Below are 22,948 nucleotides of genomic sequence, written 5' to 3'. Positions count from 1 at the left end.
TTCGATGTACTACCCCACGGCGATGTCCGCGCCCGGTGTGACGTGGTCCGATGAGGCGACCGACGTCCCACCCCTGCCGGACCCCGCGGAGGCACTCTCCATGACGCAGCCCCAACGCCCCGATCTGCACAAGGATCTGGCGCCCCCGTCCGTCTCCTCGCGCTCGGTCCTGGCGTCGGACGCCGAACGCGAGGACATGGTCGAGCGGCTCAGGGAGGCCACCGCCGAGGGCCGGCTGACCCTGGAGGAACTGGCGGAGCGTTCCGAGGCCGCGTATCTCGCCCGCACCCGCGAGGAGTTGAGCTCGGTCGGCGAGGACCTGCCGCACGTCACCGCCCCCGAGTCCGCCAGAACCGCCACCGGCCAGCGCAGCTTCCGCGCCGCCTTCGGCGACGTCACCCATCACAGCCCCTCCCTGGAACACGGCATCGAGGCCACCGCGATCTTCGGCGACCTGACCCTCGACCTGTGTGCGTCCCCCGCCCCGTCGACCGGCGAGCTGACCATCCAGGCCCGCGCGATCATCGGCGACATCCACCTGCTGCTCCCGGAAGGCGTCCGGGTCGAGATGAACTGCAGCACCGTCCTCGGCGACGTGCGCAACCTGATCCGGGAGCACTCCGGCCCGGAAGCAGTCACCCCGCGCGTGCGCATCACCGGCTCCGCCGTCTTCGGCGACATCATCGTCGCCCACCCGAGCAGCGACCGGCGCACGTACTGGCAGCGGTGGCTCGACGAGCGGCGCGGCCGGGCGTGACGGTGCATCAGGCGGTGCCCCGTACCGCTGCCGACGTCCCGCTCGGCGACGAGGGACGGATACGCCCGCGGGCCATGGCCCGGCACACCGGGGCCCTGGTCCGCCGCAACCTCCTGCAGATCCGGCAGAACCCCGAGTCGATGACCGACGCGCTCCTGATGCCGATCGTGCTGACGGTGCTCTTCGTCTTCGTCTTCGGCGGCGCGGTCGGCGGCTCCCGGGCCCGGTACACCGCCTTCCTGGTGCCCGGCCTGATGGTGATCCTCGGGATGACCATCGCCATGGCCGTGGGCACCGGCGTCAACGACGACTTCCGTACGGGCGTGATGGACCGGTTCCGTACGATGCCCATCGCCCGCTCCTCGGTGCTGCTGGCCAAGGTCGTGGTGGAGACCGGCCGGATGCTGGTCGCCATCGCGGTCCTGCTGCTTGTCGCGGCCGTGCTCGGCTTCGACTTCACCGGGCGCTGGCCGGGCATCGCCGCGGCGGTCGGCCTCACCACCGTCTTCGGCACCTCGCTCATCTGGATCTTCATGCTGCTGGGCCTGACCCTGCGCTCCGCCCAGGCGATCCAGGGCCTCTCGGTTCTGGTGCTGACCCCGCTGCAGTTCGGCTCCTCGATCTTCGTGTCCCCCACGACCATGCCGGACTGGCTGCGGGCCTTCACCCGCGTCAACCCCCTGACGCACATGGCGGACGCGGCCCGCGGACTCGCCCTGGGCGAGGGCCCGGTGGCCGGCCCCGTCCTGTGGACCCTGGCCTGGTCCCTGGCCCTCACCGCGGTCACCGCCCCCTTGGCGATCGCCAAGTTCCGGGCCAAGAGCTAGCCCCCCCGCCCCCCGGGAAAAAGCCGGTGGGGCGGGCGTCAGTCACGACGCCCGCCCCCACCGGCCTTTTCTCATCCCCTACGGGAGGGGCCGCGCCGCAGGACGAAGTCCGGAGGAGCGGCACCGCACCCGACCACCCACGCCCGCCGCAGGCGAAACGGCGGGCGACAAACACGGCGGGAAAGCCGACAACGTACGCGGCGCCGCAAAGCGCACCGGCGAGCAACAAACACGGCGGGAAAGCCGACAACGTGGGAAGCACTCACTCCCGCTCGGGGAAGTCACCCGACGCAGCCGTCATTCCCGGTGGTGTGTCCGGGAGGGCGACGGCTATCTCGACGATCGAGGTGGTGCCGGAGGCGACCCGTTGCCAGGCGGCGGACAGCGCGGCGGGCAGGTCCTCGGCGTTCGTGACCCGGGCGTATCCCAGACCGTGGGCGAGGGACACGCCCTCGGTGCCGGTGGGGCGCGGGGTGGTGAAGGAGAAGCGGGAGGCGGGGCCGCTGACCCGGTCGAGGTTGGACTGGAGCCAGCCGTAACCGCCGTTGTCCAGCACGAGGTAGAGCACCGCGGCGCCGGCGTCCGCGACGGTGGGGAGCTCGCAGCGGAAGAGGTTGAAGGCGCCGTCGCCCACCACCGCGACCACCGGCCGCCCGGCCGGCTCGGCCAGCCGTACGCCGACCGCGGCCGCCGCGCCGAAGCCCAGCGGGGTCTGCTCACTGGGCACGACGGACCCGCCGCCGGTACCCAGCGCGTAGTGCGGGAAGAAGTACGACCACATGTCCTGAAGGCCGTTCTCCTGGACCAGGACCCGGCCGGCGGGGACGGCGCGGTCGAGGGCGGCCAGCACCTGCGAGACCGGGACGGCCCCCTCGGGCACCCGCTTGACGGCCTCCTCGGCACGGTCCGCGGCGCGCTGCGCCAGCGCGGTCCGCGCGGTGCGGATCCGCTCGGGCCAGTCGCCGGTCGCCCGGTGCCCGGCCAGCAGCTCCGCCCAGCCGTCCACGATCCGCCCGGCGTCACCGAGGACGTGTGCCCCGGGCCGCTCCATGACCAGGCTCTCCTCGCCCAGCACGGCCTGGACCACGGGGAGTTGCGCGGCGTCCTCGGGCCAGCCGAAGGTGGCGGTCTCCTCCAGGCGGCTGCCCAGGGCGATGACGAGGTCGGCCTCGCGCCACAGCGCGTCCATCGGCGCGACGGTGTAGAGGCCGCTGACGCCGCAGTACAGGGGGTGGTCCTCGGCGACCGCGCCGCGGCCGGAGGCGGTGGTGAACACGCCGGCGCCGAGGCGCTCGGCGAGCCGCTCGATGCGCCGGCCGGTGTTGCGGTGCCGGGCCCCGCCGCCGACCAGCAGCAACGGCCGCTCGGCGGCGGCGATGCGCTCGGCGGTCGCGGCGAGCGCGTCCTGGTCGGGGGACGGCCGCTGCGGCGCGACCGGGCGCCAGGATCCGCTGCGGGTGACCGGCTGGTCCGCGAGCTGTTCGGCGAGCTCCAGGTAGACGGGGCCGGGCGTGCCGTTGACGGCGAGCGCGGCGGCCTTCTCCAGGGCGGCGGGCAGCCGGTCGGCGTGGTCGATGCGGGCCGCCCACTTCACGTACGGGCGGACCGCGGTCAGCTGGTCCAGCTCCTGGAAGGCGCCGGTGCCCAGCCGGTCGAGGCGGGTGCCGTCGGCGATCAGGATCAGCGGGGCGGCGGCCGACCGCGCCTCCAGGACGCCGGTGAGCGCGTTGGTCAGCGCCGGGCCCTTGCCGATCACGCAGACGCCGGGGCGGCCGGCGGCGAGCGCGTACCCCGTCGCCATGAACAGCGCGTTGCGCTGGTCGCGGCAGAGCACGACCGGGGTGTCGGCGCGCTCCAGCTCGCCGAGCAGCGCCATGTCGTCGCCGGGCAGCCCGAAGACCGCCCCGGTGCCGAGGTGGCGCAGGTAGTCCGCGAGCGCGGCCCAGGCGGTGGGGTGGGTCGTCGCGGTCATCGGGCGGCTCCCGGGCGGTGGGCGGCGACGGCCTTGGAGAGCAGGACGGGCTCGGCGCGCAGCTCGTGTCCGTCGGAGATGTAGTTGGCCATCCGGCCGTAGCCGCCGAACGGGGCGTTGCCGTCGTCGATGGACAGCAGAGTGGTGTCCAGGGTGACGGTGGTACGCCTGCGCAGCGCCTCGACCAGGCGCGGGGCGTGGCCGTAGACGCTGGAGCCCAGGGCGCGTTCGGTGAACATGCCGGTGGTGAGCGTGGTCGCGAGGGCGTCCTCGTCGCGGTAGGAGGCGACGTTGAAGATCGGCGCGAAGAACTCCGGGACGTGGGTGCGCGGGGTGACCTCCTCGCCGACGACGACGGTGGGGTCGAGCCGGCGGCCGCGGAAGTCGACGTGTCCGCCGTGCACGATGGCGCCGCGGTGGCGGGCGAGGAACTGCGCGCCGTCCTCCAGCGCGCTGTCGTAGAAGATCGGCCCGAAGTCGGCGTCCGGGTCGGTGTACGGGCCGTAGCGCAGCCCCTTCAACTCGCTGACCAGCGCGTCGACGAACGGTTCGAGCAGCGTCTCGTGGACGCTGAAGAGGTCGGGGCCCAGGCAGTCCTGGCCGGTGTTGAGGACCCGGATGGCGATGGCGTCGCGAGCCGCCCGCTCGACGTCGGCACCGGGCGCGACGACGAACGGGTTGACGCCGGAGCCGAGGAAGAGGAACAGCTGACCGGGGGAGAGCCGGGCGCGGATCTGCTCGGCGTTGGCGTAGGCGCCGGTGAAGACCACGACGTCGGCGGGGAGCACGTGGTCGTGCAGGAAGTCCCGCTGGCTGGCGGTGGTGAGCTCGATGGGCAGGCCGTGCTGCGCGGCGAGCAGGGTGTGCAGCCGGCGCATCTGGTCCTTGACGCGGCTGGAGGGGCGGAAGACCAGGCGGTCGGTGTAGAGGGCGGGCACCAGGAGGTACAGGGCGTAGGAGTAGAGGATGACGTTCGACGGCATGAAGGCGGCCAGCCGGGGGACCCGGCCGGGCCGGTGGGCGGTCACCTCGTCCAGGGCCCCGTCGAGGGTGGCGACGGTCGACTCGATCTCGTAGCGCGCGGCGCGGTGGGTGGAGATCTCGCACAGCAGCTCGTGCACGGTACCGGCGTCGTTCACCAGGAAGTCCCGGACCCGGTGCACGGCCGCCGCACGATGGCGCGCGAGGCTGCCCTCCGGCTCGGCGGCCACGGTCGGCCATGCGGGAGCGGAGCTCATATGTCCCTCCTGGGGGCGTAGTCCATGGAGGGTCAGCGTCAGCCAATTGTCATTTATTGTCAAGTAAAGTCATTGCACTCGACTGGCTCATATGACAAGCAGCCGCCCCCGCGATGGCTCCAGGTCGCCCGACGACACCCCGCCGCCCCGTGCGCCGTAGGGCTGGACGCGCCTCTCAACTGTCGTAACGCGCGCCCGACAGCAAAGGGAATCCCGACGTCCGTAAGTGACAAAAAATGACTCCCCGGACGAGGGAACGTCGTCCACAGGCATGCCCGGGCGGACCGCCGGTGAGTAGACTCCCCGTCATCACACGGCCTCCGTCCGGAGCCGTCCGTACATCGTCACCGTCCGTCCACCCCACTCAACTGCGAGCGATTTTCTTGGTGATTGAGCAGCCTGCTTTCGGGAAGCGCGTGCGGGAGGCCCGGCGCACTCAGGGTCTGTCCCAAGGGGACCTCGCCGGGGACGACCTCTCCCCCAGCTACGTCTCGCTGGTGGAGAACGGCCGCAGAATTCCGGGCGCGAAGATCGCCCGGTCGCTCGCCGAACGGCTCGGCACGACGGTCGAGGCGCTCAGCGCCGCCGAGGAGCCGGGCGACCGGCTGACCCACCGCCTGGGCCTGGTCGGCCAGTTGGTGGCGGCCCGCGCCAGTGCGCTGGCCGGCGACTGGCCCGCGGCGCGCCGGCAGCTGGAGTCCCTGGTGGAGCAGACCGGCGGCGCCGGCCAGGACGAGGTGCGCTGGGAGGCCCGCTGGGAGCTGGCCACCGTCCTCGGCCGGCTCGACGAACCGGACCGCCACGAAGCGGCGCTGCGCCACCTCCTCGACGACCCGCTCACCCGCTCCGCCCCGGTGCTGCACGCCCGGGTCGCCATCGAGCTGGCCCAGCTGCTGCGCGCCGCGGGCCGTCTCCCGGAGGGCGTGCGCTTCGCCGAGGAGGCGGTACGGGTCACCGGCGAGCTGGAGCCCGGGCGTCCGGAGCGGGCCCAGGCCCGGGTGGCGCTGTTGTCCGCGTCCGTCGACAGCGGCGAGTGGAGCCGCGCCGAGCAGCTCGGGACGGAACTGACCGCGCAGGTCGAGTCGCTGCCGGCCGGTGAGCTGCGGGCCGGCGCGCTGTGGGCGGTGGCCGGTGCGCGCTATCTGGGCGGACGTCCGGAGCAGGCCCTGGAGCTGATGGCCGAGGCGGAGCAGCAGCTCGCCGCGACCGACGGCGTGCGGCTCCGGCTGCGGCTGGCCCGGGCCCGTACGCTGCTGGCGCTCGCCGCGGGCCCGCCGGAGCAGGCGGACGCGCTGCTCACCCGTGCCCGGCAGGCGGCCGCGCTGGTGGACACGCCGTCCTCGGCGACCTGGCTGGCCGTGCTGGAGACGGCCGCGGCACTGCGCGCGGGCCGGCCCGCGGCGGCCGCCGAGCAGGCCGCCGCGATCGATCCGGCCGCCGGTGACCTCTCGCCGCTCGACCGTGCCCGGTGTCTGCTGCAGACCGCCCGCGCGCATCGTGCGAACGGCTCCGAGGAGGCCGCCGAGGCCGCCTTCAAGCAGGCCGCGGAGGGGTACGAGCAGGCCGGCGCGTTCCGGCTGGCGCTGGAGAGCTGGCGTGAGCTGAGCGCCGGCGGCCGGCAGGGCGACGGGCCGGATCCGCACGCGGTGCTGATGCCGTAGCGGGCGGCGGCGCCCGACGCCTCCGGTGGCGGGCGTACGGCTCAGCCGGGCTGCGGCGTGCCGGGCGGTGCGCTCGGGGTGCCGGCCGGCGCGTCGAGGCAGTCCGGCCGCCAGATGCGGACCTGCGGTGCCGGGGCGGCGGTGGCCGCGCAGGCCACGGTCTGCGGGCCGGCGGGCAGATCGCGGACGTAGGCGATGCCGCCCGGGTGGGCGAGGGACGCGGGGATCACGACCTTGCCGTCCCGCGCCTCGCTCAGCGCGTCGATCTCGTCGGCGATGGCCAGCCCGCCCGGTCCGGTCAGCCGCAGCGACGCCTCCTTGCGGGTCCACAGCTGGGCCAGCCGGCGGGCCCGGTGGCCGACCGGGGCGTCCTGGACGTGACGGCGTTCCAACTCGGTGAACGGGAGCAGCAGTTGGCCGACCGGGCCGTGCGGGACGGTGTGCACGGACAGCGCGACGGGGAGGTCCCGGGTCACGGCGAGGAGCTGGCGGGCGGGGTCCGCGGCGATGCCGAGGCAGAGCCGGGCGCCGGGTGGCCAGCCGATGGCGGGCGGCGGCTCGGCGAACACCGGCCGGCCGAAGCCGTCGGGTACCACCGGAATATCGCGCGGAGAACAATGGAGTAAACGCGCGAGAAATGCTGTCAGACAACTGACTTCGCGAATGTCGCCGGCCGTGGGCGAGAAAATGTGCAAACTGCCGTCGGCTAATTCGGAGGGGTCGGGCGGGCCCCAACTCCCGCTGCTTACAGGCTCCTTGGACGTACGCTCCGGGCCGTGCCGGCTGTCGTCATGGTTGAGCGTATGCGCGCCACAGAAAGGCTCGTCCCCCCGCATAGATCCCCTCGCACCATGTCTCCTTTCCGCGGATCAGTCACATCCGAGAAAGCAGTGCACTGAGTCGATTTGATTTACCCTCCGGAGATCTTCAAGGTAACCCTGGTCTATGCCTGCGTCAACAAGCGACGACTGAAAATCAACTTTGGTTTACCGCCTGGGATTACCAGATTTCGCCGATCCGAACGGCTGCCGGCCGGCGCATCCGGGGGCGGGCCGGAGTGATGCGGAGGCGCCGCTGCCGGGCGGTGCGGGCCGGCGGGAGCGCACCGACCGACGGGCCGCCCCGGTGCGCGGCGCGCGGCGCCTCAGGACGCCAGCTGCTTCTCCACGCGGAGCACTATGTCCAAAACCCTACGCATGTCCTTCATCTCCTCTTCGGGCAGAGCGATCCCGAAGCGTTCCTCGGCGACGACGATGACTTCGGCCATCGCCAGCGAGTCCACGTCCAGCTCCTCGACCAGGGACTTCTCCTCGGTCACGTCGGCCGGCAGCACGCCGGCCACCTCGTGCAGGATCTCGGCGAGCTGAGCGACGATCTCTTCGCGGGTGGGGACGGTCATGACGGTCACCTCTCTGCCGAAGGGCGCACCCTCCGTGACTTCAGAGTCATTCTTTTGACTATGCTTGACTGTTCTAGTCAACTGGAGGTCCGATAGGTTGTCAACGACGACCTTTCAAGACCATGCCAGGACAATGCTTCTGAGTTATGTTCAGTGACTCCGAAGTCGAGAATGAGTCAGACGGAGGAACCGCATGAGCGGTCTGCTCGACGGAAAGCGGCTGGTTGTCACGGGTGTGATCACCGAAAGCTCCATCGCCTACGCGGTGGCCCGGCTCGCCCAGGAAGAGGGCGCCAAGATCGTCCTCACCGCGTACGGACGGCCGAGCCTGGTGGCCCGGCTCGCCCGCCGGCTCCCGGAGGAACCCCCCGTCGTGGAGCTGGACGTCACCGACGAAACGCAGCTCAGCACGCTTGCCGACCGGGTCGGCGCCCACCTCGACGGGATCGACGGGGTGCTGCACTCGGTCGCCAACGCCCCGGCCACCTGCCTGGACGGCGGCTTCCTGACCGCGCCGTGGCGCGATGTGGCCGCCGCGCTGCACACCTCGACCTACTCCCTGGTGGCGCTGACCATGGCCTGCCGTCCGCTGCTGCGCCCCGGCGCCTCGGTCGTCGGCGTGGACTTCGACGCGTCCCGCGCCTGGCCGGGCTACGACTGGATGGGCGTCGCGAAGGCGGGACTCGAAGCCTGCTCGCGCTATCTGGCGCGGGACCTCGGCGGCCAGGGCATACGGGCCAACCTCGTCGCGGCCGGCCCGCTGCGCACCCTGGCCGCGCGGGGCATCGGCGGCGACGGCCCGTCCTTCGAGAAGAGCTGGGCGAGCCGTGCCCCGCTGGGCTGGGACCCGCAGGACGCCGAGCCGGTGGCCCGTACCTGTGTGGCCCTGCTGTCGGACTGGCTGCCCGCCACCACCGGCGAGATCGTGCACGCGGACGGCGGCCATCACATGATCGGCGACTGACCGTCATGGCGGAGAGACCGGCGCCGCCTCCCCCGGCCGCGCCGCCCACCGTCCTCCGGTGCGGCCCGTACGCACTCGACCGGGAGCGGATCGCCGCGTTCGCGGCCGCGCTCGGTGACCCCCACCCCGCGTACACCGACCCGGCCGCCGCCCGGGCCCTCGGACACCCGGACACCCTCGCGCCGCCCACCTACCTCGCCACCCTCGCCGCACACGCCGAGGACCAACTCCTCAGCGGCTGGGACGACATCACCACCGAGGGGGCGGTGCACCGCTCCCAGGCGCTGCGCCACGCCCGCCCCGCACACGCCGGCGACACCCTCCACGCGACCGTCCGCCTCGCCGGCGCCACCACCCTCGCGGACCGCCGGCTGCTCACCGTCGAGTGCGCGTTCCACGACGCGGACGGACTGTGGGTGGCCACCACCACCTCCTCACTGCTGTGCCCGGCCGCCGTCCCGCGGCCCGGGCGGCGCCCCCTCGACCCCACGGGATCGGAGCACCCATGACCGACACCATCGCCCCTCCGGTCGCCGCCGCCCGGCTCGTCGACGGCACCACGGCCCCGCTCGGCGGCGGCCACCTCGACGGCCCGGCGCTCAGTCGCCGGATCGGCGGCACCGCGGGCGCCCTGCGCGGCCTCGGCCTCCGCGCCGGCGACCGGGTCCTGGTCCAGGGCGACAACAGCGTCGACTACGTCCTGACGCTGCTGGCCCTGATGCACCTGGACGTCTCACTCGTCCCGCTCGACCACCGGGTGCCCGCCGCGGACGCCGCCGCGGCCGCCCGGCAGGCCCGGGCCCGCTGGCTGGTCACCGCCGCCGACCACCCGGCCGGCTTCCCCGGCATCCCCGACGAACGCGTCATCCACTACCCGCGGCTGCCCGCCGACGCCCCGCCGGCCCCGCCGGCCGGGGTCGACCTGGACCGCTGGTTCCACCGCCCCGACGCGCTCGTCCTGTGGTCCTCGGGCACCACCGGGCGGCCCAAGGGCATCGTCAAGCCGGGCCGTGCGGTGCTCGACAACTCGCTGCGCACCATCGAGGCCATGGGCTACCGCGCGGACGACGTCTTCGCGCCGCTGCTGCCCTTCTCCCACCAGTACGGGCTCTCCGTCATCCTGCTGTGGTGGCTGGCCCGTTGCACGCTGCTCGTCACCCCCTACCAGCGGCTCGACGCGGCCGTCACCCAGGCCGCCGCGCACGGCGCCACCGCCGTGGACGCCGCCCCGTCCACGTACCACTCGCTGCTGGGCGTGGTGCGCCGCCGCCCCGAGGTGCGCGCCGGACTCGCGGGCGTACGCGTCTGGGGCGTGGGCGGCGCACCGCTGCCCACACCGCTGGCCGAGTCCTTCCGCACGACGATGGGCCGCCCGTTGCTGGACGGCTACGGCCTGACAGAACTCGGCAATGTCGCACTGGCCACCCCGGAGACGCCGCACGGCTGCGGGCGTCCGCTGCCCGGCGTACGGCTGCGCGTGAGACGGCCCGACGGCAGCGCTGCCGGCCCCGGCGAGCTCGGCGGCATCGAGGTGCGCTCCCCCGGGCTGATGGCCGGCTACCTCCAGGAGGACGGCTCGCTCACCCCCGTCGACCCGGACGCCTGGTACCCGACGGCGGACCTGGGCAGCGTCGACGCCGACGGAACCGTACGGGTGGTGGGCCGCAATCAGGCCGTCCACCGGCTGGGCTTCACGCTCTACCCCGAGAGCCTGGAGCGCCGCGCCGAGAGCTGCGGGCGACCGGTCAAGGTACTGGCGGTCGAGGACCAACGCCGCGGCAGTGCCCTGCACTTCGTCGTCGCTGACCCCGCGGGCGAGGCCCCGCTCGTCTGGCGCCGGCGGCTGGCCGAGCACCTCGCGGAGTACGAACAGCCCAACGCGGTCCATGTCGTCGACCACTTCCCGCTCACCGCCAACGGAAAGCCGGACACGCGCGCGTTGCGTGCACAGCTGGGGCTGGAGCAGGTGGAGGGTCCGGGACCGGTACCCCGACCCGGGGCCGGGCGCTAGAACTCCGGTCGTGCGAGGGGCGGTTGCCCCTGGGGCGTCGTCCTGCGGGTGACAGTCCTGCCGCTCCGGCAGTCCTACGGGAGAGTGTCTGGGGGGGCGTACTGCGGAGAGGCCCTACGGGGCTCGTCCTACAGGTGGTTCACGTCTGGGGACTTCTCGTTCTGCCGTATGCCCTGTGCCTTCTGTCTTCGTCTTCGGTCCTCGGGCTTCCGTCTTTTGTCTTCCGCTCCGACGTCGCGGCCTTCTCGCGGTCTCCTCGGCCGGCCGATGTTTCACGTGGAACATCCACACGCTCTCATCGCTCCGGCGCCGTCCGCCCGTTCAGCGTCTTCGCCGCGTCGCCTGCGTCGTCATCACCGTCGTCACCGTCACCGTCATCGTCACCGTCGCCTCGTGTGCGTCCGGTCCGCTCGGCGCGGAACCGTCACGCGCCGCTCCGTCCCTGTCCGGCCGACGGGCCTGGTCAGGGGACATGCCGCTGCCCGGATCAGACGGTGCGGGCGGTGTCCACGCGCCGCCGGGCGGCCGGGACGGCCGCGGGACGGGCGTCCGTGTCGGTGGCGTTCCGCGGCGCCGCGTACTCCTGTGCGCCGTCCCGCGGCGCGGGGGTGTGCGGCGCGGCGTCGTGCGGCACGGGGGCGCCCATCAGCGGCTCCAGGCCGCGGGTGACGCGGCTGCGCAGACCCGGCGAGGAACCGTGGGCCTCGGCCCGGATGCGCTGCTTGATGGTCGGCGGCAGCTCGGGCCGGGCGACCGTCCGGCGGGTCGGCCAGGCGTGGTCCACCTGCGGCACGGCACGTGGTGCGGGCACCCGGGGTACGGCTCGTGCCGTGGGCACCGCAGGGGTCCCCGCGTCCGGATCACGGTCCGGTTCGGCGCAGGGCACCCCCTTGGGCACCTCGCCGCCCGGAGCGTCGGTCCCCGCGCTCCCGTTGCCCAGGGTGCGCTCGTACAGTGCGGCCTCGCGGCGCGCGGCCGAGGCCGGCGCGGAGACACCCAGCGATGCCAGCAGCTTGCCGAGCACGGCAAGGCACACCGCCCAGAACTGCATGACCTTGGTGGCAGCCATGGTCACTTCCCTCTCTTCCGGTCAGGATCTCCCCGAGAGATCCGGTGCTTCGTGGTCTGGTCCTGCTGTCGTGCGAGTACGTCCGTTGCACCGCAGCAGTTGCGGCGCTCCGCTCGCATCGCTTACGTTGCGTCGCTTCTGTTGCGTTTTCTTATGATGAGTACGCAATGGGAGGATTCACGGACCGACGCCCCCGGATCGGCGTTCTTCCGATGAACACCACCCGTACGCAGTAGCCAGGGCCGGGGATCAGCAGGTCGGCGGGGGTCGCAGAGCCCGGTCATCCGCTCGGCCGGGGCCGGTGCGAGCGGGCCGGCCGAGGTGCCGGGGGATGCGCGCGGCGGATTCTCGGGTTATGGCCGCGTCGGCGGTTCCACGGGCGCGGGCAGCACGACGCCCGTCGGCGGTGCCGACGGGCTGCCGGGACCGTCCCCCCGGGGTTCAGGCCGGGGTGGGTGCTCCCGTACGGGCCATCTCGGCCATGATGCGGACGGCCTCGGGTTCCGGGGTGCCGGGCGGGATGATCAGCAGGTCCCAGCGGCCGTGACCGGGGGAGACCAGGCAGACGGTGTCCGGGCCGGGGCGGCCGACGGTCCGGCGGAGGCGGACGACATGGCCGTCGACCAGGGTGTGCGTGGGCAGGGCCGGCCAGCCCGCGCCGTTGACCGTGGCGTGCGTGATCCGCGGCCAGTCGAAGGGCAACGCGGTCAGCAGCTCGGGGAGTTCGGCCAGCAGATCGGCCGAGTGCGGCCACCAGGCGCCGTCGATCCGCCGCACCGTGTCGGTGTGCGGGGCGATGGCGAGCCGGGCGACCGGCGGCGGGCTGTGGTGCCGGTGCTGCGCCGGGCGGGCGGGGCCCCCGGAGTGGGTGGTCATGCGGTGCTCCCGATACGGCGGGCGGCCAGTCGGTCGGGGTCGGGCCAGCGGACGTTCCAGACCCAGCCGAGGCGTTCGAAGAGCCGGATGACCGCGGCGGACACGTCGACCTGACCGCGGTCGACGCCGTGCCGGGCGCAGGTCGGGTCAGCGTGGTGCATGTTGTGCCAGCTCTCGCCGAAGGAGAGCAGGGCGAGCGGCCACAGGTTGGTCGCCCGGTCGTGGCGCCGGGTGCGGAACGGGCGCTCACCGATGACGTGGCAGAGCGAATTGACGCTCCAGGTGACGTGGTGCAGCAGCGCGATCCGGATGAACCCCGCCCACAGCAGCGCCGTCAGCGCCGTGACCCAGGTGCCGCCGAGCGCCCAGCCCAGCGCGCACGGCAGACCGAGGGTGACCAGGCACAGCGCGGGAAAGGCCCGGTCCACCGCGCGGATTCCGCGGTCGGCCAGCAGATCGGGGGCGTAGTGCCGGTGCGAGGTGGGGTCGTCGCCGAAGAGCCAGCCGATGTGGGAGTGGATCATCCCGCGCAGCTGGCCGTGCAGGCTGGTGCCGTAGCGGTACGGGGAGTGCGGGTCGCCGGGCCGGTCGGTGAAGGCGTGGTGCCGGCGGTGGGTGGCGACCCAGTCGATGACGTCGCCCTGGAAACTGAGCGAGCCGGCGACAGCGAGCGCGACCCGCAGCGCGGGGGCGGCAGTGTAGCTGCCGTGGGTGAGGCCGCGGTGGAAGCCGATCGTGACGCCGAGGCCGGAGACGACGTAGAAGACGGCCAGCAGGACGAGGTCGGTGAGGTGCACGACGCTGCCCCACAGGAGGGGGATGGCGACGGCCAGGCCCACGAACGGGGCGACGACGATGATGCCGGTGATCGTGACGTACAGCCGTCGGCCGGTGCTCGGCGGCCGCGGGCCGCCGGTCTCCGGGAACGGCGAGGTCCCGTCGTAGTCCGGTGCGGACGGGGTGGGGCGGTCGGTCGAGGTCACAGGTCGTTCCCCGGCTTGCCGGACGGCGGGGGCGCGGAGGCCACCTGCGGTCCGGGAGGGGCGTCACCGTGCGGTCGCCGACGCCTGCGCTGCCGCATCGACGCCCGCCAGTCCGCGTAGCGATGGCTGGCCATCCGCCCCGTCTGCTGGGCATTGACCCGGGCGATGAACAGCGCCCCCAGGCCGACCAGCGCCAGCAGCACGACCACGGTCAAGAGCGTCTGCATGGAGCTCACCTCACCGAACCCTCGGCATCTCCGGGCATCCTCGGCGTTCCGGTGCTTCCACGGTACCCCGGCATACCCGGGCGAATCCGCTCGGAACGGTTGATATCTCCACGCCTGGTCAGCGGTCGCGCGCCCGCGCTCCGGCGGGGTCACGGCACGTGTCCGAGGGGGTCACGGCCCGTCCTCGGCTCCGCTCCCGAGCCCGGGCCGGCGAGGACGCCGCCCCGGCACGCGAGGGCGCCTCCCACCACCCGGATCCGGCCACCCGGCAGGCGGGCGGTCAGTAAGATGCCCGACGTCCCGGCCGGCGGGACACCCTGCGCGACGGGAGGCCACGACATGGGCGGCACGCCCTTCGGGAAGTCGCTGGGCGACCTCGGCGGGCCCGGCCGCGAGCGCGCCCGCCGGCGCGGACAGGGGCAGCTGGAGGCCCAGGTGCTGGCCGCGCTGCACCACTCTCCCGGCCCGGCCACCGCCGCCTGGGTACAGCAACGGCTCGGCGGCGACCTCGCGTACACGACCGTGATGACGATCCTGTCCCGGCTGCACACCAAGCAGGCCGTCACCCGCGAGCGGTCCGGCCGCGCCTACGTGTGGACCCCGGCCGCCGACGAGGCCGGGCTCGCCGCGCTGCGGATGCGCCGCGTGCTGGACGGCGAACCGGACCGGGACGCCGTGCTGACCAGCTTCGTCTCGGCGCTCTCGGCGCACGACGAGCAGCTGCTGCGCACCCTCCTCGACCGCGCCGCCGCCGACGAGGAGCCGGCCCCCGGCGAGGGCGGCGCGGCGGCCCCGGACGCCCCCGGCCCCCGCGATCCCTCGGACCACCTCCCCGGAGGCTGACCGGTGGGCGTCTTCGTGTTCCTGCCGCTCGTCCTGCCGGTCACCGCGCTGCCGATCGCCCGGCTCGCGGAGCAGCACCTCCACCCGCGCGTCAGCACCCGTCTGCTGACCCTGCTCGCGGCCGTCCTCGGGCTGTGCAGCACCCTCTGCCTGGGCCTGCTGATGGTCGTCGGCACCGCGCAGCTCCCCGGCAATCCGCTGCCCGACGGCTGGTCGGACCCGGAGGTGCGGGCCGCGGTGCCGTACGCCGAGGTCGCCGGCGCCGCCGCGATCCCGCTGCTGGCCGCGGCGCTCACGGCGTGCGGCGGGACGCTGCGCCGGCACCGCCGCATCCGGGCCCGCGCCCACCGCGCGCTGGACGTCCTGCCGGCCGGCGCCGACCCGGCCGTGCTCCCCGACGACGCTCCCTACGCCTACGCCGTGCCCGGCACCCCCGCCCGCCCCGGCCGGCCCGCCCGTCCCGGCCGGATCGCGGTCTCCCGCGGCATGCTGCACAGCCTGGACGAGGACGAGCGGCGCGCCCTGTTCGCCCACGAGCGCGCGCATCTGCGCTGCCGCCACCACCGCTATCTGCTCGCCGTACGCCTGGCCGGCTGCGTCAACCCGCTGCTGCTGCCGCTGCGTTCCGCGGTCGGCTTCGCCACCGAGCGCTGGGCGGACGAGGAGGCGGCGCGGACGGTCGGCGACCGGCGGCTGACCGCCCGCGCGGTGGGCCGGGCGGCACTGATCGCGCGGCCCGGGCCCGCCCCGGAGCTGGCGCACTTCGCGGCGCCCGAACCGGGGCCCGTACCGCGCCGGGTGGCGGCGCTGCTCGGGCCGGTGCCGCCGGCCCGGCACTGGCCGCCGGCGCTGACCCCGGCGGGCCTGGCGGCCCTGGTCGCCGCGGCGGGTACGGCCGCCTCCGCGCTCTCCGCCCTGAACGCGGCGGTGGCGCTGTTCCTCGTCCTCAAGGCGGCGACACCGCTCTGATTCACCGGGTTTCGACCCGGATTGCCGGGCTGCGCCGGTTTTCCCTGATTTCCGATGACTCCCGAGACTCCCCCTGCGCCCGGTTTGACGTTCTCGGGGCACCACGTCCGCTCTCCGTGCACACTGATCCCTGACTCTCCCGGGGGTGTGCCCCGCGGGACGCAGTGAGCGGGCGCATGACCGGCGACTTCTACACCCCTGTAGAACTTCCCGGTACAGTTGCGCGCACACATGCGCAACGGGCGCGGCCGGAGGGGGAGATGGCGACGAGGTGCGGACTCCTGAGCTGGGACTGCCCGCCTCCAGAGGCGGAGGTGCGATGGGTCTATCAGCCCGTGGAGGTCCAATACCCGGACGGCACATGGGAGTTGGGCCGGATCAGCGCCTGGTGGACGGACGAGGCGGGCGAGTTGTGCTGCCGGCTGCGCACCCTGCCCGGCGACGGCCCGCGCTGGCACCGCTACGACCCCGAGTCCATCCGGCTCCTGCCCAGCACCGGCATCTGACCCGTCATCCCGACCCGGCGCCGCTGCCGTCGACCTCGCGGGCCGTTTCACGTGAAACCGCCCCTCTCCCCGCACCACCTCACTCTCATCACCCGTATCACCGGGAACAGAAGGACCAGAAGGGCCATCGGCGTGCATGACAGGCAGACGCACCAGCAGACGGCCCGACGGGGCGGCGCCGACACCTCCCGTACGGACGGCGACACCTCCCGTCGCAGGTCGACCGGTTCCTCGCGCCGCGCCGGCGGCTCCCGCAGAGCGGGCAAATCCGGTGGCGTGCGGGTGACCCGGCGCGGCCGCATCGTCGCCTGGACCGGCGGTGTGCTCGGCGTCCTGCTGCTCGCCACGGCCGGTGTCGGTGCCTGGGTCTACCAGCACCTGGACGGCAACATCCACGGCGCGGACATCGGCATCGACGGCAAGCGGCCGGTCAACCTCAGCCCCGGGTCCAAGAACATCCTGGTCGTCGGGTCCGACAGCCGCGCCGGGGCCAACGCCAAGTACGGCAAGGGCCTGACCACCATGCAGTCGGACACGCTGATGGTGCTGCACATCGCCGCCAACCACGAGTGGGCCACCGCGGTGTCCTTCCCGCGCGACTCCTGGGTGAAGATCCCGGCCTGCAGCCGCGGCGACGGTTCGAAGTCCACCCCGCACCACTTCAAGATCAATGAGGCGTTCTCGATCGGCGGGGACACCGGAAAGATCAACAAGGCCGCGGCCTGCACCATCAAGACCGTCGAGCAGAACACCGGGCTGCGCATCGACCACTTCACCTCGGTCGACTTCCAGGGCTTCAAGGGCATGGTCAACGCGCTGGGCGGCATCGAGGTCTGCCCCAAGCACGCCATCCACGACAAGAAGGCCCACCTCGACATGGACGCGGGGTGCCAGAACGTCCAGGACGAGAAGGCGCTGGGCTACGTCCGGACCCGCTACAGCGTCGGCGACGGCTCCGACCTCGGCCGGATCGGCCGCCAGCAGGAGTTCATGAAGGCGCTCGGCAAAAAGGCGCAGGAGAAGCTGACCAGCCCCGGTGAGCTCTACGACTTCCTGGACTCGGCGACCAAGTCGATCACCACCGACACGGAACTGGCCGGCCTGAAGCCGCTCTACGACCTCGCCTCGACGGTCAAGGACATCCCCAGCGACCGCCTCACCTTCCTCACCGTCCCCAACTACTACCGCCAGGCCGACGTCCCCACCGACAAGGCCAATGTGGTCTGGCAGTACCCGCAGGCCACCGAGCTGTTCAGCGATCTGGCCCACGACCGCGAGATCGGCGCCGCCGGCAAGAAGAAGTTCGCCGAGGCCGCCAAGAGCCCGGTCACCGCGCACTCCGTCCAGGTCCGCGTCCTCAACGGCACCGGAACCCCGGGCCAGGCCGCCGCCGCGGCCGAGGAGCTGCGCAAGCTCGGCTTCAACGTGATCGGCACCGGGAACGCCCCCGCGACGGACAAGTCCACCGTCACCTATCCCGCCGCGCTCAAGACCCAGAGCGAGGTGCTCACCGGCCACCTGCGCGGCATCAAGGCGACGGAGTCGACCTCGGCGACACCGGGCGCGGTGACGCTGACGATCGGGCCGGACTTCTCCGCGGATTCGACCGGCTAGGGGCCGCCGACGCAACCTGGGGGACTGCGTTCCCCCCGACGCGGTCGGAGCGCAAGGGGCCCGCCGGGCGGCGGCGCGGCTGCCGCGCCCGGGAGGCCCGCGTGGTTCACCCGATCCCGTCGGGCGCCTCCTCGGCCGCCGGTCCCGGCGGCCCTCAAGCCTGCAGCCGCTCCACCGGACGGGCCGTGTGCACCTCGATGTCGTGCGCGGCCCGCTGCAGCAGCTGGTGGCTGAGGTCCGACATCGCCCGGGCCACGGCCAACTCGTCCCCGATGGCGGGGACGTTCTCATCGGCGGGGTTGCAGCGGGCCGTCCCCTGGCCGACCATCTGCCCGCCCTCCTTGCCCCGGAGCCTGGCCTCGGCCCTGACCTCACTGTCGGTCTCGGTGATGGTGATCTCGGCTTTCCATGTCTTCGTGGTCACCGGAAGCCTCCTCGGTACGCCCCTACGCAGCACAGGACCTGCCCCCACGAAAATCGTCGCACCGCCGCCCGCGCCACGCACCTGGGGCCCGCCGCACCCCGACCGTGGGGTTTACCCCATGGCAGCGGCCACGGCCGCGGCCCTAGCGTGAGGCATCCGGCCGGCGGCGGGGGACGTCCGGCCGGCCCAGCAACCACCGCGCACACCGGGGGACTTCATGCATCTGCGCGTCCGCGCCGTCGGGGCCGCCGCACTCACCTGCACCGGGGTGCTGGGCATCAGCGCCTGCGGCCTGCTGCCGGGCAAGACGTTCCGGGACGACGCCGTGGTGCCGACGAAGATCACGGCCGTCCGGCTGGACAGCGGGTCGGGCGACGTCACGCTCCGCGGCGGCACCGCGCCGGACGGCGGGAGCAGCGGCACGGTGGGGGTGCACCGCGCGGTCACGTACCACGGACACCGTCCGGAACGGGCGACCCACCGCGTCGAGGACGGCGTGCTGGTGCTCGGCGGCTGCGGTGACGGCTGCTCGGTGGACTACACGGTCGCGCTGCCGGCGGGCCTCCCGGTGAGCGGGAAGACCTCGAACGGTGCGCTGGACCTGAGCGGGGTGGGCGCGGTGGAGGTGCGCACCGGCTCGGGGGGCGTCGAGCTGGACGGGGTGACCGGCCCGGTCGACGTACGGACCACCAACGGCCGGATCACCGGCCGCGCCCTGTCCGGTTCGCACATCGACGCCGAGACCACCAACGGGGAGATCGATCTCACCGCGGCCACCCCGCAGAGCGTCCGGGCCAAGACCTCCAACGGCTCCCTCACGGTACGGGTGCCCGAGGCCCGCTACCGCGTCTCCGCCACGACCGGCAGCGGCGGCAAGGACATCAGCGTGCCCGACGACCCGTCGGGCACGCTGCGGCTGGACCTGACGACCGGCAACGGCGACATCACGGCCGGCACCACCGCCTCTTGACGCCCCGCGCCGGTGCGGCGCGGCCCGTCAGCCGTCCTCGCCCTCCAGCTCCCCTTCGGTCTCCAGGAACGCCTCGCGCAGGGCGGCCAGCGTCTCCGCGTCCGGCTTCTCCCACATGCCGCGGGACTCGGCCTCCAGGAGGCGTTCGGCGATGCCGTGCAGGGCCCAGGGGTTGGCCTCCTGGAGGAAGGCGCGGTTCTCCGGGTCCAGGACGTAGGTCTGGGCGAGCTTGTCGTACATCCAGTCGGCGACCACGCCCGTGGTGGCGTCGTAGCCGAACAAGTAGTCCACGGTCGCGGCGAGTTCGAAGGCGCCCTTGTAGCCGTGGCGGCGCATCGCCTCGATCCAGCGGGGGTTGACGACCCGGGCCCGGAAGACCCGGGAGGTCTCCTCCACCAGCGTCCGGGTACGGACCGTCTCGGGGCGGGTGGAGTCGCCGATGTAGGCGGCGGGCGCCCGGCCCTTGAGCGCCTTGACGGTGGCGACCATGCCGCCGTGGTACTGGAAGTAGTCGTCGGAGTCCGCGATGTCGTGCTCGCGGGTGTCGGTGTTCTTGGCCGCGACCGCGATCCGCTTGTAGGCGGTCTCCATCTCGGCGCGCGCCGGGCGGCCCTCCAGACCGCGGCCGTAGGCGTAACCGCCCCAGACGGTATAGACCTCGGCGAGGTCGGCGTCGGTGCGCCAGTCGCGGGAGTCGATCAGCTGGAGCAGGCCCGCGCCGTACGTACCGGGGCGGGAGCCGAAGATCCGGGTGGTGGCGCGGCGCTCGTCGCCGTGCGCCGCCAGGTCCGCCTGGGCGTGGGCCCGTACGAAGTTCTCGTCGGCGGGCTCGTCCAGGGATGCGGCCAGCCGCACGGCGTCGTCCAGCAGCCCGATGACGTGCGGGAACGCGTCCCGGAAGAAGCCGGAGATGCGCAGGGTGACGTCGATCCTGGGGCGGCCCAGCTCCGCGGCCGCGATCGGCTCCAGACCGGTGACGCGGCGGGAGGCGTCGTCCCACACGGGCCGGATGCCCAGCAGGGCCAGCGCCTCGGCCACGTCGTCGCCGCTGGTGCGCATCGCGCTCGTGCCCCACAGGGACAGGCCGACCGACTGCGGCCACGCGCCGTTGTCGGTGCGGTAGCGCTCCAGCAGCGAGTCCGCCAGGGCCTGGCCGGTCTCCCAGGCGAGACGGGAGGGGACGGCCTTGGGGTCGACGGAGTAGAAGTTGCGGCCCGTCGGCAGGACGTTGACCAGGCCGCGGAGCGGGGAGCCGGACGGGCCGGCCGGGACGAACCCGCCGTTCAGCGCGTGCACGGCGTGGTCGATCTCGTCGGTGGTCGCGGCCAGCCGGGGGACGACCTCGCGGGCGGCGAAGTCGAGGATGTCGGCGACCGCGGCCGGGTGGCCCTCGGCGACGCGGGCCACCGCCGCCGGGTCCCAGTCGGCGTCCTCCATCGCCTGGACCAGGGCCCGGGCCTTCTCCTCGGCGTCGTCGGCGGTCGTACGGGTCGCCGCGGACTCGTCCAGGCCGAGCGCCTCGCGCAGCCCGGGCAGCGCGGAGGTGCCGCCCCAGATCTGCCGGGCGCGGAGCACGGCCAGCACGAGGTTGACGCGGGCCGCACCGGTCGGCGCGCCACCGAGGACGTGCAGGCCGTCGCGGATCTGGGCGTCCTTGACCTCGCACAGCCAGCCGTCGACGTGCAGCAGGAAGTCGTCGAAGCCGTCGTCGTCGGGCCGCTCGTCCATCCCCAGGTCGTGGTCGAGCTTGGCGGCCTGGATCAGCGTCCAGATCTGTGCGCGGATCGCCGGCAGCTTGGCCGGGTCCATGGCGGAGATCGCCGCGTACTCGTCCAGCAGCTGCTCCAGGCGCGCGATGTCGCCGTAGGACTCGGCGCGGGCCATCGGCGGGACGAGGTGGTCGACGAGGGTGGCGTGCACCCGGCGCTTGGCCTGGGTGCCCTCGCCGGGGTCGTTGACCAGGAAGGGGTAGACCAGGGGCAGGTCGCCGAGCGCGGCGTCCGGGCCGCAGGCGGCGGACAGCCCGGCGTTCTTGCCCGGAAGCCACTCCAGGTTGCCGTGCTTGCCGAGGTGGACCATCGCGTCCGCGCCGAAACCGCCGTCGTCGGCGGACGCCGCGATCCACCGGTAGGCCGCCAAGTAGTGGTGCGAGGGCGGCAGATCGGGGTCGTGGTAGATCGCGATGGGGTTCTCGCCGAAGCCGCGCGGCGGCTGGATGAGGATCAGCAGATTGCCGCGGCGCAGCGCGGCCAGCACGATGTCGCCGTCGGGGTTGCGGCTGCGGTCGACGAACATCTCACCGGGCGGCGGCCCCCAGTGCTGCTCGACGGAGTCCCGGAGTTCCTGCGGGAGCGTGGCGTACCAGCGCTTGTAGTCGGCGGCCGGGATGCGGACCGGGTTGCGGGCCAGCTGCTCCTCGGTCAGCCACTCCTGGTCGTGGCCGCCGGCCTCGATGAGGGCGTAGATCAGCTCGTCGCCGTCGCCGGAGGCGAGGCCGGGCACCTCTTCGGTGCCGAAGTCGTAGCCCTCCTCCCGCAGCCGGCGCAGCAGCGCCACCGCGCTCGCGGGGGTGTCCAGGCCGACCGCGTTGCCGATCCGGGAGTGCTTGGTCGGGTACGCGGACAGCACCAGCGCGAGGCGCTTGTCCGCGGCCGGGATGTGGCGCAGCCGGGCGTGGCGCACGGCGATGCCGGCGACCCGGGCGGCCCGCTCGGGGTCGGCGACGTAGACCGGCAGGCCGTCCTCGTCGACCTCCTTGAAGGAGAACGGGACGGTGATCAGCCGGCCGTCGAACTCCGGGACCGCGATCTGGCTGGCCGCGTCCAGCGGGGACAGCCCCTCGTCGTTCTCCTCCCAGGCGCTGCGCGGCCCGGTCAGGCACAGCGCCTGGAGGATCGGCACGTCGAGCGCGGCCAGCGCGCCGGCGTCCCAGGACTCGTCGTCGCCGCCGGCCGAGGCCCCGGCGGGCTTGGTGCCGCCCGCCGCGAGCACCGTGGTGACCAGCGCGTCGGCGGTGCGCAGCGCGTCGAGCAGCTCCGGTTCGGGCGCGCGGAGCGAGGCGACGAACAGCGGGTTGGCGCGGCCGCCGGCGGCCTCGATCTGCTCGCACAGGGTCCGCACGAAGGCGGTGTTGCCGCTCATGTGGTGGGCGCGGTAGTAGAGCACGGCGACGGACGGACCGGTCGCGTTGCGGGACTCCCACTCCAGCGGCCCCCAGGTGGGGGCGGCGGCCGGCGGCTCGAAGCCGTGGCCGGTCAGCAGCACGGTGTCGGAGAGGAAGCGGGCGAGCTGGTCGAGGTTGGCGGGGCCGCCGTGCGCGAGGTAGGCGTGCGCCTCGGCCGCGATGCCGACCGGCACCGTGGACTGCTCCATGAGCTGGGCGTCGGGGGCCTGTTCACCGGTGAGCACGACGACCGGGCGGTGCTGGTCCTCGGCGAGCAGTACGTCGAGCCCCTCCTGCCAGGCGCGGATGCCGCCGAGGAGGCGGACGACGACGAGGTCGGTGCCGTCCAGCAGGGCGGGCAGCTCGGCCGCGTCGAGGCGGGCGGGGTTGGCGAGCCGGTACGGCACGGGGCCGGTGGCCGCGCGGGCGCTGAGCAGGTCGGTGTCGGAGGTCGACAGCAGGAGAAGCATGCGGG

General features: G+C 73.6%; 21 protein-coding genes. 11 read left to right on the top strand and 10 right to left on the bottom strand.

The window, feature by feature from the left end; genetic code table 11:
- Nucleotides 1–100 precede the first annotated feature (100 nt).
- A complete protein-coding gene (locus tag SL103_RS00685; RefSeq protein WP_164492739.1) occupies nucleotides 101–757 on the top strand; it encodes a DUF1707 SHOCT-like domain-containing protein in 657 nt (218 codons plus the stop codon).
- A gap of 74 nt (nucleotides 758–831) precedes the next feature.
- Nucleotides 832–1,584 carry an ABC transporter permease gene (locus tag SL103_RS00680; protein WP_069573228.1) on the top strand — a complete coding sequence of 251 codons (753 nt, stop codon included), beginning with the start codon at nucleotides 832–834 and terminating at the stop codon, nucleotides 1,582–1,584.
- Between the two features lie 262 nt (nucleotides 1,585–1,846).
- On the opposite strand, the gene SL103_RS00675 is transcribed toward SL103_RS00680, so the two are convergent.
- Both SL103_RS00675 and SL103_RS00670 read right to left on the bottom strand, forming a co-directional pair.
- Nucleotides 1,847–3,556, bottom strand: coding sequence for a thiamine pyrophosphate-binding protein (locus tag SL103_RS00675; RefSeq protein WP_069566846.1), 1,710 nt, complete (start codon nucleotides 3,554–3,556; stop codon nucleotides 1,847–1,849).
- Nucleotides 3,553–4,794, bottom strand: coding sequence for an aldehyde dehydrogenase family protein (locus SL103_RS00670; protein WP_069566845.1), 1,242 nt, complete (start codon nucleotides 4,792–4,794; stop codon nucleotides 3,553–3,555). The genes SL103_RS00675 and SL103_RS00670 overlap by 4 nt, the downstream gene beginning before the upstream one ends.
- Nucleotides 4,795–5,180: 386 nt before the next feature.
- Here SL103_RS00670 and SL103_RS00665 point away from each other — a divergent pair, with 386 nt between their 5' ends.
- A complete protein-coding gene (locus tag SL103_RS00665) occupies nucleotides 5,181–6,455 on the top strand; it encodes a helix-turn-helix transcriptional regulator (protein ID WP_244303808.1) in 1,275 nt (424 codons plus the stop codon).
- 41 nt (nucleotides 6,456–6,496) lie between these two features.
- Here the strand turns inward: SL103_RS00665 and SL103_RS00660 are convergent, their stop codons facing one another.
- Together SL103_RS00660 and SL103_RS00655 are read right to left on the bottom strand one after the other, a co-directional pair.
- Nucleotides 6,497–7,051 (bottom strand): 4'-phosphopantetheinyl transferase superfamily protein, encoded by a 555-nt coding sequence (locus tag SL103_RS00660; RefSeq protein WP_069566843.1) that lies wholly within the window; start codon nucleotides 7,049–7,051, stop codon nucleotides 6,497–6,499.
- Between the two features lie 548 nt (nucleotides 7,052–7,599).
- On the bottom strand, nucleotides 7,600–7,854 hold the full coding sequence (locus tag SL103_RS00655) for an acyl carrier protein (RefSeq protein WP_069573227.1): 255 nt from the start codon (nucleotides 7,852–7,854) through the stop codon (nucleotides 7,600–7,602).
- Between the two features lie 193 nt (nucleotides 7,855–8,047).
- Here SL103_RS00655 and fabI point away from each other — a divergent pair, with 193 nt between their 5' ends.
- The 3 genes from fabI to SL103_RS00640 are packed head-to-tail and all read left to right on the top strand — an operon-like array spanning nucleotide 8,048 to nucleotide 10,829.
- Nucleotides 8,048–8,818, top strand: a complete 771-nt coding sequence (gene fabI / locus SL103_RS00650; RefSeq protein WP_069566842.1) for an enoyl-ACP reductase FabI — start codon at nucleotides 8,048–8,050, stop codon at nucleotides 8,816–8,818.
- A 5-nt stretch (nucleotides 8,819–8,823) separates the two neighbouring features.
- Nucleotides 8,824–9,327: a MaoC family dehydratase gene (locus SL103_RS00645; RefSeq protein WP_069566841.1), complete on the top strand. Its 504-nt coding sequence runs from the start codon at nucleotides 8,824–8,826 to the stop codon at nucleotides 9,325–9,327.
- The gene (locus tag SL103_RS00640) at nucleotides 9,324–10,829 is read left to right on the top strand and encodes a class I adenylate-forming enzyme family protein (RefSeq protein ID WP_069566840.1); all 1,506 of its coding nucleotides are present in this window, start codon (nucleotides 9,324–9,326) and stop codon (nucleotides 10,827–10,829) included. Before SL103_RS00645 ends, SL103_RS00640 begins: the two co-directional genes overlap by 4 nt.
- 487 nt (nucleotides 10,830–11,316) lie before the next feature.
- Here the strand turns inward: SL103_RS00640 and SL103_RS00635 are convergent, their stop codons facing one another.
- The 4 genes from SL103_RS00635 to SL103_RS00620 all read right to left on the bottom strand — a co-directional run bounded on the left by SL103_RS00635 (nucleotide 11,317) and on the right by SL103_RS00620 (nucleotide 13,984).
- Nucleotides 11,317–11,898 (bottom strand): DUF6344 domain-containing protein, encoded by a 582-nt coding sequence (locus SL103_RS00635; protein ID WP_069566839.1) that lies wholly within the window; start codon nucleotides 11,896–11,898, stop codon nucleotides 11,317–11,319.
- 441 nt (nucleotides 11,899–12,339) lie between these two features.
- Entirely contained in the window at nucleotides 12,340–12,774 is a 435-nt protein-coding gene (locus tag SL103_RS00630) for a DUF5994 family protein (RefSeq protein ID WP_069566838.1), read from the bottom strand.
- Nucleotides 12,771–13,757: an acyl-CoA desaturase gene (locus tag SL103_RS00625; protein ID WP_069566837.1), complete on the bottom strand. Its 987-nt coding sequence runs from the start codon at nucleotides 13,755–13,757 to the stop codon at nucleotides 12,771–12,773. Before SL103_RS00625 ends, SL103_RS00630 begins: the two co-directional genes overlap by 4 nt.
- Nucleotides 13,754–13,984 (bottom strand): hypothetical protein, encoded by a 231-nt coding sequence (locus SL103_RS00620; RefSeq protein WP_069573226.1) that lies wholly within the window; start codon nucleotides 13,982–13,984, stop codon nucleotides 13,754–13,756. The genes SL103_RS00625 and SL103_RS00620 overlap by 4 nt, the downstream gene beginning before the upstream one ends.
- Before the next feature lie 339 nt (nucleotides 13,985–14,323).
- On the opposite strand from SL103_RS00620, the gene SL103_RS00615 reads away from it, so the two are divergent.
- The 4 genes from SL103_RS00615 to SL103_RS00600 all read left to right on the top strand — a co-directional run bounded on the left by SL103_RS00615 (nucleotide 14,324) and on the right by SL103_RS00600 (nucleotide 17,916).
- Nucleotides 14,324–14,827, top strand: coding sequence for a BlaI/MecI/CopY family transcriptional regulator (locus tag SL103_RS00615; protein WP_069566836.1), 504 nt, complete (start codon nucleotides 14,324–14,326; stop codon nucleotides 14,825–14,827).
- A gap of 3 nt (nucleotides 14,828–14,830) precedes the next feature.
- Complete coding sequence (locus SL103_RS00610; RefSeq protein WP_069566835.1) at nucleotides 14,831–15,796, top strand: M56 family metallopeptidase; 966 nt, start codon at nucleotides 14,831–14,833, stop codon at nucleotides 15,794–15,796.
- A gap of 335 nt (nucleotides 15,797–16,131) precedes the next feature.
- Nucleotides 16,132–16,302 carry a hypothetical protein gene (locus SL103_RS00605; protein ID WP_244303807.1) on the top strand — a complete coding sequence of 57 codons (171 nt, stop codon included), beginning with the start codon at nucleotides 16,132–16,134 and terminating at the stop codon, nucleotides 16,300–16,302.
- A gap of 282 nt (nucleotides 16,303–16,584) precedes the next feature.
- A complete protein-coding gene (locus tag SL103_RS00600; protein WP_069573223.1) occupies nucleotides 16,585–17,916 on the top strand; it encodes an LCP family protein in 1,332 nt (443 codons plus the stop codon).
- A gap of 154 nt (nucleotides 17,917–18,070) precedes the next feature.
- Here the strand turns inward: SL103_RS00600 and SL103_RS00595 are convergent, their stop codons facing one another.
- Nucleotides 18,071–18,340, bottom strand: coding sequence for a DUF1876 domain-containing protein (locus SL103_RS00595; RefSeq protein WP_069566834.1), 270 nt, complete (start codon nucleotides 18,338–18,340; stop codon nucleotides 18,071–18,073).
- Nucleotides 18,341–18,557: 217 nt separating this feature from the next.
- On the opposite strand from SL103_RS00595, the gene SL103_RS00590 reads away from it, so the two are divergent.
- Nucleotides 18,558–19,310, top strand: a complete 753-nt coding sequence (locus SL103_RS00590) for a DUF4097 family beta strand repeat-containing protein (protein WP_069566833.1) — start codon at nucleotides 18,558–18,560, stop codon at nucleotides 19,308–19,310.
- A 27-nt stretch (nucleotides 19,311–19,337) separates the two neighbouring features.
- On the opposite strand, the gene cobN is transcribed toward SL103_RS00590, so the two are convergent.
- Nucleotides 19,338–22,943 carry a cobaltochelatase subunit CobN gene (gene cobN / locus SL103_RS00585; RefSeq protein WP_069566832.1) on the bottom strand — a complete coding sequence of 1,202 codons (3,606 nt, stop codon included), beginning with the start codon at nucleotides 22,941–22,943 and terminating at the stop codon, nucleotides 19,338–19,340.
- Nucleotides 22,944–22,948 lie beyond the last annotated feature (5 nt).

Source organism: Streptomyces lydicus (assembly GCF_001729485.1).
GTDB lineage: Bacteria > Actinomycetota > Actinomycetes > Streptomycetales > Streptomycetaceae > Streptomyces > Streptomyces lydicus_D.
Note: the sequence above shows the minus strand (reverse complement) of the source record. Positions and strands in the feature narration are given on the sequence as shown.